Source organism: Acidovorax sp. 107 (assembly GCF_003058055.1).
Taxonomy (GTDB): domain Bacteria; phylum Pseudomonadota; class Gammaproteobacteria; order Burkholderiales; family Burkholderiaceae_C; genus Acidovorax.
Genome location: NZ_QBTZ01000001.1, coordinates 1,204,085 through 1,218,408, shown reverse-complemented (window position 1 = coordinate 1,218,408; position 14,324 = coordinate 1,204,085). Strand labels below are relative to the sequence as shown.

Sequence of the window (14,324 nt, the reverse complement as noted above, 5' to 3'; positions counted from 1 at the left end):
AGTCAAGGAGTGAGAAGCTCGCGCCGCATCACTGATTCATGCGATAAATGGCCGTGACGATGGCAATTTGGTCCTCGTCAAAGGCACGGTCATTGCTGGTACCGAACTGGTCGCGATTGGAAGCCTGCCATTCCTGTCCAGGGGCATTGGGGGTGGTGCCACCGGCGTTGTTCAGCACACCTTGGCGGCGGAAGCGCCCCTCGCGCTCATCGGGCTTGCCATCGATCATTTGATCCAGCGCGCGGGCCAGATCAGGCGTCAGACCCGTGATAATCATCACGTTGCCTGCACCGTCACCCACCGCATTCGCAGCAGAGCCACTCGACAAAGGCACATTCCACTGGAAGCACACCTGTACTTCCTGGGGGTTGCCGTTGGTGTCGAGATAGACGTAGCGGTCTTCCAGCCCTTCGGCACGGCCCGGAGGCATGCGCACACCCACCCGGGTCATCAACGTACGCAGATCGGTGCGATCACCAGCGCGGGCCGTCATGCCCTGGCCAAGGGACTTGTCGCAGATGGCGCCAGGAGGCGTGACGGTTGTCATGTTGCGGCCGGACCGCGCGCCCCCCCCGACAAATTGCTCACCGTTGACCATGTTCTGGGGCGCAGTCTGGCTATCACCCAGCACCACACCAGCGCGCTGGTAATACTGGTTGTACGCCTGCTCCCACTGGTCAACGAACTTGTTCTTGATCTTGGTGTACTCGGCGTTGCGCTGCACGTCCTTGCCGATGGCCACGGCACCGATGATCAGGCCGATAACCGCCAGCACAACCGCCAGCTCAACCAGCGTGAAACCCTGCTGGCGCACGGAGCGCGGGCGGCGGGTCAGGTTCTTGAATACTTGGTTCATGATGTTGTTTTCCTCGCCCTGATTACTGGTTCATCTTGTAGATGGCGGTCAGGGTGATGACCTGTTCTTCATCGCGGGTGTTGCCAGCGCCGGTGGCAGTGGTGGCAGCGGCTCCACGGCCATAGGAGTTGTTGGCAGACCACTCAACACCGGGTCCATTGGGCGTTCCGTTGGCCACCCCTCTCAGACGAAAGCGACCTTCCTGCGCATCGGGCTTGCCGTCGATCATCTGGTCCAGCATGCGGGCCAGATCAGGGGTGAGGCCAGCAATCACCATCACGTTGCCCGCGCCTTCGGCGCTGCTCGGTCGGTTCCACTGAAAGCACACCTGGATTTCCTGGGGTGAACCGTTGGTGTCGGTGTACACAAACAGGTCCTCTTGCCCCTCTGCACGCCCCGGGGGCATGCGGATGCCCGCCCGCGTCATGTACTGGCGCAAATCATTGGTGTTCGCAACAAAGGCATTTGCAGCGTCACGAATGACTGCATCGGCTTCGGGTGCATGTGCACAGACTGGCGGAGGCAGCGCCGCAGCGCTCATGTCTCCGCCCGACGTGGGGTTGGTGCCGCCAGCCACATACGCGGCTCCGTTCACCATGATGCGCGGTGAGGTCTGGCTGTCACCCACCACCACGCCGGTGCGCTGGTAGTACTGGTTGTACGCCTGCTCCCACTGGTCAACGAACTTGTTCTTGATCTTGGTGTACTCGGCGTTGCGCTGCACGTCCTTGCCGATGGCCACGGCGCCGATGATCAGGCCGATAACCGCCAGCACAACGGCCAATTCCACAAGGGTAAAACCACCCTGCGTCGCTCGGGTACCGGGAGAACAGCGCGTGCGCCGAGCAGGCAGGACGGGGAAAAGTGATCGCATGATTTCCTCAGGCGTTGAAAAAAGAGTGAGCGCGCAGACTACTAAACGTAACGAAAGTAAACAATTAAAAAATGACACCAACAAAAGGCGCGTTTCGCACCCTCTGACCGCCACGCTGCGAACGTCTGCAGCCTCCGATTTGTAGCGATCGATGCCAAATTTTTCGCATCGATTCTTCATACAAATCAATGACTTATTGCCAAATTTTGTTTACTGACTGTTTTCAAAAAACGGTGCGCAAGCATCGCGCAAGTGATCCCGCATAGCCATAGTGCGTATGTATTAGTGACACAACAGCAACAAAAACAAACAATTAGTCGCAGATTTCAATAGGAATTTGCTATTTAAAAAATCAGGACTTTTGAGGGTTTTTGCTAGGTAAAAAATCGGTTGGCTACTGGCCTGCTGCCTCATCGGAGGCCATTGCATGCACCGGACGCGCAGACGTTGTTGCGCGCCTCTGCGGAAGGCTGCTTTTGATGCGCTCGAAGGCCTTGACCCACCAGGCGTCAGGATCAGGCTGCGCTGCGGACGAGACGCCGACACGGCATGCCCCCGCAAGCCGCGCGCTTGCAATGGACTGCGTCGAACCCACACCGTGTTCAACGGCGCGTGCCGCCCAGCACGTAACCCCAACTTCAGTGGGGCGTGCGAGCAGCTAGCGCGCGCGACCGCGCGGCGATTTTTGGGGCCGGCAACTACTGCGGCTCAGACGACCGCCGTCCACTTCTGCTCACTGGCCGCTGACGCCACCACCCGCTCGATGAAGCGCACGCCGCGTGCGCCGTCTTCCACGCGCGGGTAGTCGGCGTGCAGTGGGTCGGCCGCCGTGCCTGCCTGCCGTGCGCGGATGTCGGCGGCCACTCCCAGGTAGACGTTGGCGAACGCTTCGATGAAGGCCTCCGGGTGGCCCGCCGGAATGCGCCCTGCGCGCAGCGCGGCCGGGCTGAGCCAGGGTGAGCCGCGCGTGAGGATGCGGCGCGGGCCGTCCACGGGGGAGTGGATGAGCTGGTTGGGTTCTTCCTGCCGCCAGGTGATGGTGCCCAGCGTGCCCGACACCTGCAGGCGCAGGTCGTTCTCCAGCCCCCCCGCCACCTGCGACGCCACGATGAAGCCACGCGCGCCGCTGTCGTAGCGCAGCAGCAGCTGGGCGTCGTCGTCCAGCCTGCGCCCGGCGCCAAAGGTGGTGAGGTCGGCGCACACCCAGGCGGGGTGCTGGCCGGTGACGGTGGCGGCCAGGTTCTCGGCGTGTGACCCGATGTCGCCCAGCGTGCCTGCGCTGCCGCTGCGCGCCGGGTCCAGCCGCCAGTCGGCCTGTTTGTTGGCGCCGCCCTCTTCCACCGCCGTGGCCAGCCAGCCCTGGTTGTATTCGATGGTGATCTTGCGCAGTGTGCCCAGCGCACCGCTGTGCACCAGGTGCCGCGCCTCGCGCACCATGGGGTAGCCGGTGTAGTTGTAGGTCACGCCGAACACGGTGCCTGCCTTTTTCACGGCCGCCACCAGCTCGTCGGCCTGCACGCTGGTGTGCACCAGCGGCTTGTCGCACACCACATGAAAGCCCGCCTGCACAAACGCCAGCGCCACCGGGTGGTGCACATGGTTGGGGGTGACGATGCTCACCAGGTCGATGCGCTCATGCGCGGAGCGGCGCAGCTCGTCGGCCAGCAGGTCCTGCCAACTGCCGTGGTTGCGGTCGTCTGCCAGGCCCAGCTCGGCGCCCGATGCGCGGGCCCGCTCGGGCGAGGATGACAGCGCGCCGGCCACCAGCTCGAACTGGCCGTCGAGCGCCATCGCCTTGCGGTGCACCGCGCCGATGAACGCGCCGTGGCCGCCACCGACCATGGCGTAGCGGAGCTTTTGGGGACTGGACATACGAAACGCCTTTGCTCGCTGTGTTGTTGTTATGGGGTTCAGAAATGGGCAGCGGCTAGGCCTGCTTGTCGCGCACAAAGACGGCGTCAAACGCACCGGCGGCGGGCTTGAAATCCAGCCGCTTGCAGAACGCCGCGCTCTCGGTCGCACCGTGCACACGGTCCATGCGGCTGTCTTCCCACTCCACCGAGAGCGGGCCCTGGTAGCCGGTGTCGTTGAGCGCAACGATGATGGATTCGAAATCGATCATCCCGCGCCCCACGCTGCGAAAGTCCCAGTTCCGCCGCGCGTCGCCAAAGCTGGTGTGCCCGCCGAACACGCCCACCGTGCCGTCGCCCTTGCCCCACCACACGTCCTTCATGTGGGCGTTGTAGATGCGATTGCCAAACTGGCGGATGAACTTGATGTAGTCCACGCCCTGGTAGGCCAGGTGGCTCGGGTCGTAATTGAAGCCGAAGCGTTTGTTGCCTCCCACCGCCGCAATCGCGCGCTCGGCCGAGGCGATGTCGAACGCGATCTCGGTGGGGTGCACTTCGAGCGCAAAGTTGATATCGTGCTGCTCGAACACATCGAGGATGGGGCCGAAGCGTTTGGCGAAGTCGGCAAAGCCCTTGTCCCAATAGTCCTGCGTGGTGGGCGGGAAGGCATAGATCGAATGCCACACCGACGAGCCCGTGAAGCCCGTGACCGTCTTCACGCCGAACGCTGCGGCCGCGCGCGCCGTATCGGCCAGCTCGGCCGCTGCGCGCTGGCGCACGCCCTCGGGTTCACCGTTGCCCCACACATGCGGCGGCAGGATGGATTGGTGGCGCTCGTCAATCAGATCGCACACGGCCTGGCCCACCAGGTGGTTGCCGATGGCAAAACACTGCAGGCCATGCTGGGCCAGCAGTGCGTGTTTGTCTTTGACGTACTGGGGCGACGACAGCGCCTCTTGCACGTTGAAATGATCGCCCCAGCAGGCCAGTTCCAGGCCGTCGTAGCCCATGCTTTTGGCCAAGGGCGCGAGTTCAGCCAAAGGCAGGTCGGCCCACTGGCCAGTGAAGAGGGTGACGGGTCTTGGCATGGGGACTCCAGGGCGATTGGCAGTTAGGGCTAAGGTGGTCGTTCTCGCGTGGCCTAGGCCAGGACCGCCGCGCAAGGGCCGCTCCGCCGCGCTGGCGGTGTCCCCCTTCCCGAACTACGCAGTAGTTCGAGAGAAGGGGGAAGGCGCGAAGCGACTCAGGGGGTTGTCCGAATCAAAACGGCGAATCGGGGAAGTAAAAGTCCTTCGCCGTTTCCTTGGTGATCAGCACCGACGGAATGATGGTGTTGGCCGGCAGCTTCTCGCCCTTGATGCGCGCCTCGGCCGTGAGCTTGATCGAGTCGTAGATGAACTTGGGGCTGTACGACACATTGGCCTGGATAAGAGGGTTGCTGCCGTCCATCAGCGTCTTGATCATGCCCTTGGCGCCCGCGCCGCCGAACACCAGCTTGATGTCCTTGCGCTTGGCTTGTTCGATGGCCTTGAGCACGCCCACGGCCATGTCGTCGTCGGCCGCCCACACCGCATCGATCTGCGGGAAGCGGGTCAGATAGTCCTGCATCACCTTGAAGGCATCGTCGCGGTTCCAGTTGGCGTACTTGGCGTCCAGCAGCTTGATGCCGGGGTGGTTCTTCAGCACGCTGTTGAACGCATCCATGCGCTCGTTGTCCAGCGTGGTCGCAATGCCGCGCATGGCCACCACGTTGCCCTTGCCGCCCAGCGCCTTGGCGATGTACTCGGCCGGAATCTTGCCGAACGCGGTGTTGTCACCCGCCACATACGCGTCCTGCGCGCTGGTGTCGGTCAGGCCCCGGTCCACCACCGTCACGTACACGCCCTTGGCCTTGAGCTGCGCCACGGGCTTGGTCAGCGCGGCCGATTCAAACGGGAAGATGACGAGCGCGTTGATCTTGTTCACCGTGACCAAATCCTGCAGCTGGTTGGCCTGCTCGGGCGCGCCGCCTGCGGTCTTCACGATCACCTGCAGGCCGGGGTGGGCCTTCTCCAGATCCTTCTTGGCCTGGTTGGCCCAGTACACGATGCCGCCCGTGAAGCCGTGCGTGGCCGATGGAATGGCCACTCCCACCACCGTCTTGTTGGCCTGCGCCATGGCGGGGGCGGCCAATGCGAGCGCGGCCGCGCCCACGGCCGACAAGGCCAGGCGGCGGGTGAATGAAGAAAGTTGGCTGTTCATGCGTTGTCTCCTGTTGCTTTGGAATATGGCCATGGAAGCTGGCCGGCTGGGGAACACCTTGAAAAACAAATGCACGCAAAGAGTGGCTGGAAAACTCAGCGAAGCGGTCCTGGCTAGGCGCTGTGTCGCAGACAGTGCGAGTAGCACGGCAAGACACAGCAACAACGCCAGGAGAGTTGTTCCGGCCACTCCGTCACCGCTTGCCCCTTTGCATGAAGGCCACCGCAATGATCACGAACCCCTGCACCGCCGCATTCAGGTACACGCTGATGATGCTGGTGAGGTTGAGGATGTTGCTGATGACCGAGAGCAGGATCGCGCCCACCACCGTGCCGGTGATGCTGCCCGCCCCGCCCTTCAACACGGTGCCGCCCACGATGACAGCGGCAATCGCCTCCAGCTCCCACAGCAGCCCTGTGGTGGGCGATGCCGAGCCCAGGCGCGGCACGTACAGCAGCGTGGCGATGCCCACGCACACACCCAGCAGCATGTACGTGAGGATCTTCATCTTGTGCACATCCACCGCCGCGTACTGCGCCACCTGCTCGTTGGAGCCGATGGCCTGCACATAGCGGCCATAGGCTGTGCGATTCAGGATCACACCTCCGATGACAGCCACCAGCAAGAAGACCCAGACCGGAATCGGCACACCCAGCAGGTTGGCGTAATACACCGGGCTGTAGAGGTCCGACAGGTCGTTCTCCAGCGTGATCGCGCCGCCGTTGGAGAAGTACGTGAGATACGCGCGGAAGATGCCCAGCGTGCCCAGCGTCACGATGAAGGGCTCGATGCGCCCCTTGGTGATAAGCAGCCCATGCACCAGCCCGAACACCGCGCCCAGCACCACCGCCAGCAGCATGCCCACCACCACGGCCGCCATGGGCGAGCCCAGCACGGGCGCCATCGCGTTCATGAACAGGATGACCGAGCCCGCGATCAGCGCCGCCATCGACCCCACCGACAAATCGATGCCGCCCGAGATGATGACGAAGCACATGCCCACCGCGATGATGCCGATGAAGGCCGTGCGGGTGAGCACGTTCATCACGTTGTCATACGTGGCGAAGTTGCTGTTGAGCAGCGTGCCCGCAATGCACAGCAGCACCAGACCAATGACCGGGCCCAGGCCGTGCAGCTTGCCCCACCAGGCGCTGACGCCCGTGGCTCCCGCAGCGGTGGCGGCAGCATGGCGGCTGCCGCCTGCCTGCGGGGCTGCGGCGTTTTCAGCCGGTACGTTAACGGGTGCCTGTGGCATGGGCGATCAACTCCTCTTCGGTCAAATGCGGTGCTTGCAGCGTGGTCTGCAGCCGCCCGGCGCGCATCACCGCCACGCGGTGGCACAGGCCAATCAGCTCCATCAGTTCAGACGAAATCACCACCACCGCAAGCCCCTGCTCTGCCAGGCGTTGCACCAGGTGATAGATCTCGCGCTTGGCGCCCACGTCCACGCCGCGCGTGGGCTCGTCCAGCACCACCACGCTGGGGCCGGGGTGCAGCACCTTGGCCAGCGCCAGCTTTTGCTGATTGCCGCCCGATAGCGACGACGCGCGCACATCGAGTGAGCCGGTGCGAATGCCGAACTCCTGCACCGCATCGCGCAGCGCAGCCTGCTCGGCGGCCGGGTCAAGCCAAGGCTTGGCGTAGCGCTCCAGCGCCATCAGCGTCAGGTTGGGCCGCAGGCCAAAGTGCACATGCAGGCCCTTGCCCTTGCGGTCTTCGCTCAGGTACGTCAGGCCATGGCGCGCAGCATCGCGCGGGCTTTTCAGCTGCACGGGCTGGCCCGCTATCTCCACCGTGCCCGCCGTGCGCGGGCGCAGGCCCAGCAAGCCTTCAAACAGCTCAGTGCGTCCCGCCCCCACCAAGCCTGCAAACCCCAGAATCTCGCCGCGCCGCACCTCAAAGCCAATTTCTTCCGCCCAGCCCGGCACCGTGAGGCCGCGCACTTGGATGGCCGGTGCGCCCCCCTCCGGCGCAGGCAGCTTGGGCGGAAACAAGTCCGCCAGCTCACGCCCCACCATCAGGTTGGCCATCTGCCGCCGCGTCACACTGGCCGTGGGCTCGCGCGCCACCAGCAGGCCATCGCGCATCACCACCACCTCGTCGGTGGCGCGCTCCACCTCGTCGAGCTTGTGCGATATGTAGATGATGGTCACGCCTGCGGCCTTCAGCCCGGCCATCAGCGCAAACAGGCGCTCTGTTTCGCCGGGGGTCAGCGTAGCGGTGGGCTCGTCCATGATGAGCAGGCGCGCATTGCGGGCCAGCGCGCGGGCAATCTCCACCAGCTGTTTTTCGGCCACGATGAGCTTTCGCACCCGCGTGTCGGGGTCCAGCGGCAGGCCCACTTTGGCAAGCGCCTCGCGCGTCTTCTCGCGCATCGCCTTGTCATCCAGAAAGAGCCCGCGCTTGATCTCATGGCCCAGAAAGATGTTCTGCGCAATCGTCAGGTCGTCCGCCAGGTTGAACTCCTGGTGGATCAACACAATGCCCTGCGCCTCGGCCGCGCGCGATCCGCCGCCCGGGGCGCGTACCGCGCCGTCCACCACCACCTCGCCGGTGGTCTGGCTCTCGTAACCCGCCAGAATTTTCATCAGCGTGGACTTGCCCGCGCCGTTTTCGCCCAGCAGGCCGTACACGCGGCCCGGCTGCAGCGCAAAGTCCACCCCGTGCAGCACGCGCACCGGGCCAAACTCCTTGGTCACGTTCCGGAACTCGACGGCCACGCTCATCGCACAGCCCCCACACCAGCGCCTGTGCCCGCACCCGCCACAGAGCCCGCACGCGACAGGCTCTCCTGCATCGCCAGCACCCCCGCACCCACCACGCCCGCATCGTCGGCCAGCGGCGCGTATTGAATCTCCAGGTGCCGCGTAGACAGCGCCAACGACCGGTGGTACACGCTCTGCCGCACTGACGCGAGGAACAGCGGCCCCATGTCCGTCACCCGCCCCGCAATGAACACATGCGACGGGTTGAAGAAGTTGACGATGGACGCCAGCATCTGCCCCACCAGGCTGCCCGCGCGCTGGATGATGGCGTTGGCCGCCACATCGCCCGTGCGGCTGGCCTGGGCCACGTCTTCAATGGTCAGCGTGCCCGTGCTTTGCAGCCGCTCGGCCAGCAGCGCGCTTTCGCCGCGCTGCGCGGCCTCGATGGCCATACGCGCCATGGCGGGCGCTGCGGCCATGGCCTCCACACAGCCCTGGTTGCCGCAGTGGCAGCGCGGGCCGTGCTGGTCCACACAGATGTGGCCCACGTCCCCCGCCGAGCCATTGGCGCCCCGGTACACCTGCCCGTGGCACACGATGCCGCAGCCAATGCCCGTGCCCACCTTGATGACCAGAAAGTTGGGCAGATTGCGCTGCAGCCGGTACATCTCGCCCAGCGCCATCAGGTTCACATCGTTGTCCACAAACACCGGCGCGGCAAACGCCTCGCGCAGGTAGTCGCGGATCGAAAAGCCGTCCCAGTCGGGCATCAGCGGCGGGTTGACGAGCTGCCCGCTTTCAAAATCCACCGGCCCCGGCACGCCCATGCCAATGGCAATCACCTGGCTGGGGGCCAGCCCGCAGCGCGCCAACAGCTCGCGCATCAGCCCCCGCACCCGCGCCAGGATCACGCCCGGCCCCTGGCGCACATCAATGGGCTCGCGGTGCCGCGCCAGCACCGTCATGTCGGGCCGCATGACGGCGATTTGCATGCTGGTCGCGCCCAGGTCGGCACCAATCACCACGCCCAGGGTTTCGCTCAATCGAAGGGTCTCGGCCCGCCGGCCGCCAGAAGATTCCTGCAGGCCCACCTCGTCGAGCAGGCCTTCGTCCAGCAGCGCCGCGACCATGGCGTTGGCCTTGCTCTTGGAATAGGCCAGGCGCTGCGCCAGCGCATTGCGCGACGCACCTGCGGACCAGAAGATGGTCTGCAAGACGCCCAGATCTTCGGCGCCGCAGTGACTCCAGCGGGTGGATGGCAAGGCTTGTCTCCTGTCATGTTTTTGTGCAGCACCTCATGGGAGTGGGTGCTTGACAGGGATGCTATGCGGTCTACTTTGGCCGGGCAAGACTGAACTTTGACCTAATTTAGGTGAAAGTTGAGATATCCGACCGTGGAGCGCTAATCACTAAGCTTGGGCTTGCCGCTAAACGGTCGGTTACGACGCGTCGACTTTAGGAACCTTAGCCAGCCATCCGGTGGTATCGCGGCGATTCCGCGCAAAAGAAGCTCCGTAGATAAGCAGGGCCACGCAGATCGCGGCAGCAAATCCCAGATATCCCAAATAGCCAAGCACGAATATCAATGCGATCATGCTGACCGACAGCACTGTCCACATCCTTTTGATTTGGCGAAGATTCATAGTGCGCTCATCGGTGAGCTGCTGCTTCAGCCGCTGCGCCAGCATATTAATGGTGAGTCTGTTAGTCACATCCAGAGTACCGCCTACACGCCTTCTTGCTGCGAACGCTGGGCGTCCGTAACAAGTGAAGACCGAGTACTTATAGTTCCCCTCGCTCTCGGTTTCGCGCTCGCAGCGAAAATCAATGAGAGCATTGCCACCAACCGATGCAGCCCGAAACTTGATGTGATCTTCTGCGGCGAGCTTGTCCTTGGTCGTCATTGAGCAGATGAACCAATCGCTGACTTCAATCAGCTCCCACCCTCTGATGGTGTCAGTCTTGGAAATCAGAATCTCAAGGTAACCTGGTCCCTCATAACCCATGGATACCAGCTCAACTACCTTGCAGCGTTCGGCCCGATAACCCTTCGGGGTGGGCACCGGATCGAAGGAAACAACGCTCCCATCACCCAATACCTCGGGAGGCGAGTGCACAAACGAATTGATGTGAAAAAAATAGTCCTTGTCGTCATCCCCCTTGATGAAGCCAAAGCCCTTTTCCCTGGTAAATGTTTTGATTTTTCCTTGCATAGCTCTCAAAAGTTGGGGGATGGTTGCCCGTGGGGTTCGCAGTTAACGATTGAAACCAGGTTGATTGCTGGAGGTGAAGCGCAACGCGCTACTGTGTCTGTTCGTCCAAAGACGAATTTCAGCCCAGGATGGAAATGACCTAGATATTGACGTGACGATCAACCGCCACTTGAACTTGGGTGTGCATACCTCACTCAGTTCGAGATGTAGATTTCAATGACCATGGTTCCTTTTCTGAAGTGGGTCATAGGCAATGCGCTCGCGCCCAGGCAGGTCGGAACTTTAGCAAGGCAACTACCATTGCCAGCAAAACGTGGAGGCTGTCGGACTTGAAATCGTCGGCAAAAACGGATCTCACTGAGCCCGATTTTCGCTATTGATACTCCAGGTCCGACAACCCCACCCACCCCCTAAACACAAACCCCATATAAAACATCCGCACATCGCCAAACCCCGCCTCGCGAAGCACAGCCTCATCCTCCTCCGGCATCAACACCGCCAGCTCCGCAGCCACCTTGTCCCGCGCCCTGGCAGCATGCTCCGGCGGCACGCCGGACGCCACCTGAAAAGCGGCATAGCGCGACAGCCACAGATCGCGCTCCCCTGTCTCGCCCTCACCGCCAGGGCCTGCCCCATCCGCCACGCTCAGATGCGCCACCACCAGCGGCGCGCCGGGCTTCAACCGCCGCCGGATCTCCTCCAGCATGGGCACGCGCTCCTCGCGCGGCACAAAGTGAAAAGTCAGCAGGCACGTGGCGCCATCAAACGGCCCGGCCGGTGCGCTCTGCACGTAGCCGTGGTGCAGCGCCACGCGGTCGCCTGCCACGCCCGCGCTTTGCAGCCGCTGCGCCGCCAGGCCCAGCATGGGCTGGCTGGGGTCCACGCCGTCAAACCGCCAGCCGGGGTGTGCCAGCGCCATGTCTTCCAGCTCCAGCCCACCGCCTGCGCCCACCACCAGCACGCGGCCATTGGCGGGCACGCGCTCGGCCAGCAGGATGCGCGACATGCGCAGCAGGCTGTCGTAGCCGGGCACGTTGCGGCGGGGGCCTTCGGCGTATCGGGCGACGGCGGCGGGGTCGGTGAAGGCGGACGGGGTGTGGGGGTGGGTCATGGGGCAGGTGGTGTGACGGTGGTGCTGGCGAGCGGGCCTCACTGGGGCATGGCGGCCCATGGACACATTTTTTGAGTCAAATGGGCCGCAAGCGCTAGTGCAATACGCGGTAGCAGCTACTCAATTAATAGCAACCTGTACGCCAAGCGCGGCTTTTCGGTGCATGTTAACATCACGCAACTTTTAATGTTGCATGAAACGAGACAGCCGACTTTCCAACGTTCTCCACGCGCTGCTGCATATGGCAGAGATGGAGGGGCCCGCCACGTCTGAGGCGATGGCGCAGGCCATGCAGACCAACCCGGTGGTGGTGCGCCGCCTGATGGCGGGGCTGCGCTATGCGGGCTTTGTCACATCGGCCAAGGGGCATGGCGGCGGGTGGGTGCTGTCGTGCCCGCTCACCGACATCACGCTGCGCGACATCTACGAGGCACTGGGCGCGCCCACGCTGCTGGCGGTGGGCAACAGGGTGGAGAGCCCCGGCTGCATCGTCGAACAAGCGGTGAACCGCGCGCTGACCGACGCCTACCAGGCGGCCGAAGAGGCGCTGCTGGCGCGGCTGGGTGCGGTGACGCTGGCGCAGCTGTCGGCCGAGTTTCATGAACGCATGGTGGCCGGGTGCCACGGGCACAAGGAGATTGAGCATGGCGACGGCAGTAGCAGTGATGACAACGACAAGCACCCAGGCGTTTGACGTGATCGTGGTGGGCGGCAGCTTTGCGGGCCTGTCGGCCGCGATGCAGCTGGCGCGCGCCCGGCGGCGGGTGTGCGTGGTGGACGCAGGCCAGCCGCGCAACCGGTTTGCGGCGGCGTCGCACGGTTTCTTCGGGCAAGACGGCGAGCCGCCGCTGGCAATGATCGAGCAGGCGCGGCGCAAGCTGGCGGCCTACCCCACGGTGACGCTGCGGCAGGGCACTGCCGTGTCTGCCACACCGCAGCACAGTGCGGGGTCACCCGAGAACGGGTTTGAAGTGGTGCTGGACGATGGCGCCACCATGGAGGCCCACAAGCTGGTGCTGGCCTTTGGCGTGCAAGATGGTCTGCCCGAGATTGCGGGCCTGCGCGAGCGCTGGGGCGCATCGGTGCTGCACTGCCCGTATTGCCACGGTTATGAGTTTGCGGGCCAGCGGCTGGGCGTGCTGTACCACTCGTCAGGCTCCGCCATGCACGCGCAGCTGATTGCCGACTGGGGCCGGACCACCCTCTTTCTGAATGGCGACATCACGCTGGAGAGCGCCGAGCGCGAGCGGCTGTTGGCGCTGGGCATTGCCATCGAGCCAGCACCCATCGCCGCGCTGGAGGGCCCGGGCCAGGCGCTGCAGGCCGTGCGGCTGCATGCCACCAGTGGCGGTGATGCGCGCGTGGTGCCGCTGGCTGCGCTGTATGTGGCCGCCACCACCCGCCCCGCCAGCCCGCTGGCCGAGCAACTGGGCTGCGCGTTCGACGATGGGCCGATGGGCCCGTACATCGGCACCGACGCCAACAAGATGACCACCGTGCCCGGCGTGTATGCCGCTGGCGACCTGACGCTGATGCGGCACAACGCCACGCTGGCATCGGCCGAAGGGGTGCTGGCGGGTGTGGGGGCGCACCAGGCGCTGGTGTTTGGCGGCTGAAAGTTGTGCAGGGCCAAGGGCGCTGTTCCAGACCTTTGCGTACAGGAACAGCGCCAGATTGACGCAGCCCGTACCGGCCGCCTACACTGCCCACCTCACATCTGATCCTTGAGATCGGAGCGAACCGCAAAGCCCTCCACCACTGTCGAGGGCTTTTTTTCGTCTATCGCATGGAAAGCTCTCTCTGCTTGCAGGGAGGGCTTTTTGCTTTTTTGGGAGCCCTTTCTCATGCACACCGCTTCAAGCCACGCCGCCGTCGCAGCCGTTGCCCGCACAGGCCCTCGCATTCACCTGGTCATCGGCCCCGTGGGCGCAGGCAAGTCCACCTTTGCCCGCCAGCTGGTGCAGCAGCACCGCGCCGTCCCGCTAAACCTGGACGACTGGATGGCCACGCTGTTTTCAGCCGACCGACCCGATACTTCGGACGTCATGGCCTGGTACGTGCCCCGCACGCTGCGCTGTCTGGCGCAGATCTGGAAGACGGCCGAGGCCGTGCTGAACACGGGTGGCGATGTAGTGCTGGAGGTGGGCCTGATCCAGCAGCACCAGCGCGATGCGTTTTACGCCCGCATGGGGCCATGGGCCGATGTCATGGTGGTGTATGTGCTGGACGCATCGCGCGAGGTGCGGCGCGAGCGTGTGTTGCGGCGCAATGCTGAGCAGGGCGCAACGTTTTCGATGGTGGTGCCACCGCACATCTTTGAACTGGCCAGCGACCTGTGGCAGCCGCCGGACGAAGTGGAGTGCGCGAACCGCAGCGTAGTGTGGGTGCCCGTGGCAGACCACAGGGCTTGAAGAAGACATGGCGCAGGCCAGGCTGCGATCTGCCGCAGCGGCCCGGCGCTGCGGCGGTCGCGC

At 64.0% G+C, this 14,324-nt stretch carries 13 protein-coding genes; 3 read left to right on the top strand and 10 right to left on the bottom strand.

Features of this window, described 5'->3' with window-relative positions:
* Positions 1 to 28: 28 nt before the first annotated feature.
* The 10 genes from C8C99_RS05780 to C8C99_RS05730 form a co-directional block, all read right to left on the bottom strand.
* The gene (locus C8C99_RS05780; protein WP_108625223.1) at positions 29 to 856 is read right to left on the bottom strand and encodes a type II secretion system protein; all 828 of its coding nucleotides are present in this window, start codon (positions 854 to 856) and stop codon (positions 29 to 31) included.
* A 22-nt stretch (positions 857 to 878) separates the two neighbouring features.
* Positions 879 to 1,730 carry a type II secretion system protein gene (locus tag C8C99_RS05775; protein ID WP_056645753.1) on the bottom strand — a complete coding sequence of 284 codons (852 nt, stop codon included), beginning with the start codon at positions 1,728 to 1,730 and terminating at the stop codon, positions 879 to 881.
* 708 nt (positions 1,731 to 2,438) lie between these two features.
* Positions 2,439 to 3,602 (bottom strand): Gfo/Idh/MocA family protein, encoded by a 1,164-nt coding sequence (locus C8C99_RS05770; RefSeq protein ID WP_108625222.1) that lies wholly within the window; start codon positions 3,600 to 3,602, stop codon positions 2,439 to 2,441.
* Positions 3,603 to 3,657: 55 nt separating this feature from the next.
* Positions 3,658 to 4,668, bottom strand: a complete 1,011-nt coding sequence (locus tag C8C99_RS05765) for a sugar phosphate isomerase/epimerase (protein WP_108625221.1) — start codon at positions 4,666 to 4,668, stop codon at positions 3,658 to 3,660.
* 172 nt (positions 4,669 to 4,840) lie between these two features.
* Entirely contained in the window at positions 4,841 to 5,821 is a 981-nt protein-coding gene (locus C8C99_RS05755) for a substrate-binding domain-containing protein (RefSeq protein ID WP_108625220.1), read from the bottom strand.
* 193 nt (positions 5,822 to 6,014) lie between these two features.
* Positions 6,015 to 7,076 carry an ABC transporter permease gene (locus tag C8C99_RS05750; protein ID WP_199226335.1) on the bottom strand — a complete coding sequence of 354 codons (1,062 nt, stop codon included), beginning with the start codon at positions 7,074 to 7,076 and terminating at the stop codon, positions 6,015 to 6,017.
* Entirely contained in the window at positions 7,057 to 8,547 is a 1,491-nt protein-coding gene (locus tag C8C99_RS05745; protein WP_108625219.1) for a sugar ABC transporter ATP-binding protein, read from the bottom strand. Before C8C99_RS05745 ends, C8C99_RS05750 begins: the two co-directional genes overlap by 20 nt.
* Complete coding sequence (locus C8C99_RS05740) at positions 8,544 to 9,788, bottom strand: ROK family protein (RefSeq protein WP_369867102.1); 1,245 nt, start codon at positions 9,786 to 9,788, stop codon at positions 8,544 to 8,546. The genes C8C99_RS05745 and C8C99_RS05740 overlap by 4 nt, the downstream gene beginning before the upstream one ends.
* Positions 9,789 to 9,965: 177 nt before the next feature.
* Positions 9,966 to 10,739 carry a cold shock domain-containing protein gene (locus tag C8C99_RS05735; protein WP_108625218.1) on the bottom strand — a complete coding sequence of 258 codons (774 nt, stop codon included), beginning with the start codon at positions 10,737 to 10,739 and terminating at the stop codon, positions 9,966 to 9,968.
* 373 nt (positions 10,740 to 11,112) lie between these two features.
* The gene (locus C8C99_RS05730) at positions 11,113 to 11,850 is read right to left on the bottom strand and encodes a class I SAM-dependent methyltransferase (RefSeq protein ID WP_108625217.1); all 738 of its coding nucleotides are present in this window, start codon (positions 11,848 to 11,850) and stop codon (positions 11,113 to 11,115) included.
* A 193-nt stretch (positions 11,851 to 12,043) separates the two neighbouring features.
* Between C8C99_RS05730 and C8C99_RS05725 the strand changes: the two genes are divergently transcribed.
* The 3 genes from C8C99_RS05725 (at position 12,044) to C8C99_RS05715 (ending at position 14,261) form a co-directional block, all read left to right on the top strand.
* Positions 12,044 to 12,544 carry an Rrf2 family transcriptional regulator gene (locus C8C99_RS05725; RefSeq protein WP_108625216.1) on the top strand — a complete coding sequence of 167 codons (501 nt, stop codon included), beginning with the start codon at positions 12,044 to 12,046 and terminating at the stop codon, positions 12,542 to 12,544.
* Positions 12,516 to 13,466 carry an NAD(P)/FAD-dependent oxidoreductase gene (locus tag C8C99_RS05720; protein WP_108625215.1) on the top strand — a complete coding sequence of 317 codons (951 nt, stop codon included), beginning with the start codon at positions 12,516 to 12,518 and terminating at the stop codon, positions 13,464 to 13,466. The genes C8C99_RS05725 and C8C99_RS05720 overlap by 29 nt, the downstream gene beginning before the upstream one ends.
* Positions 13,467 to 13,694: 228 nt before the next feature.
* Positions 13,695 to 14,261, top strand: a complete 567-nt coding sequence (locus C8C99_RS05715; RefSeq protein ID WP_108627059.1) for an ATP-binding protein — start codon at positions 13,695 to 13,697, stop codon at positions 14,259 to 14,261.
* Positions 14,262 to 14,324: the final 63 nt, after the last annotated feature.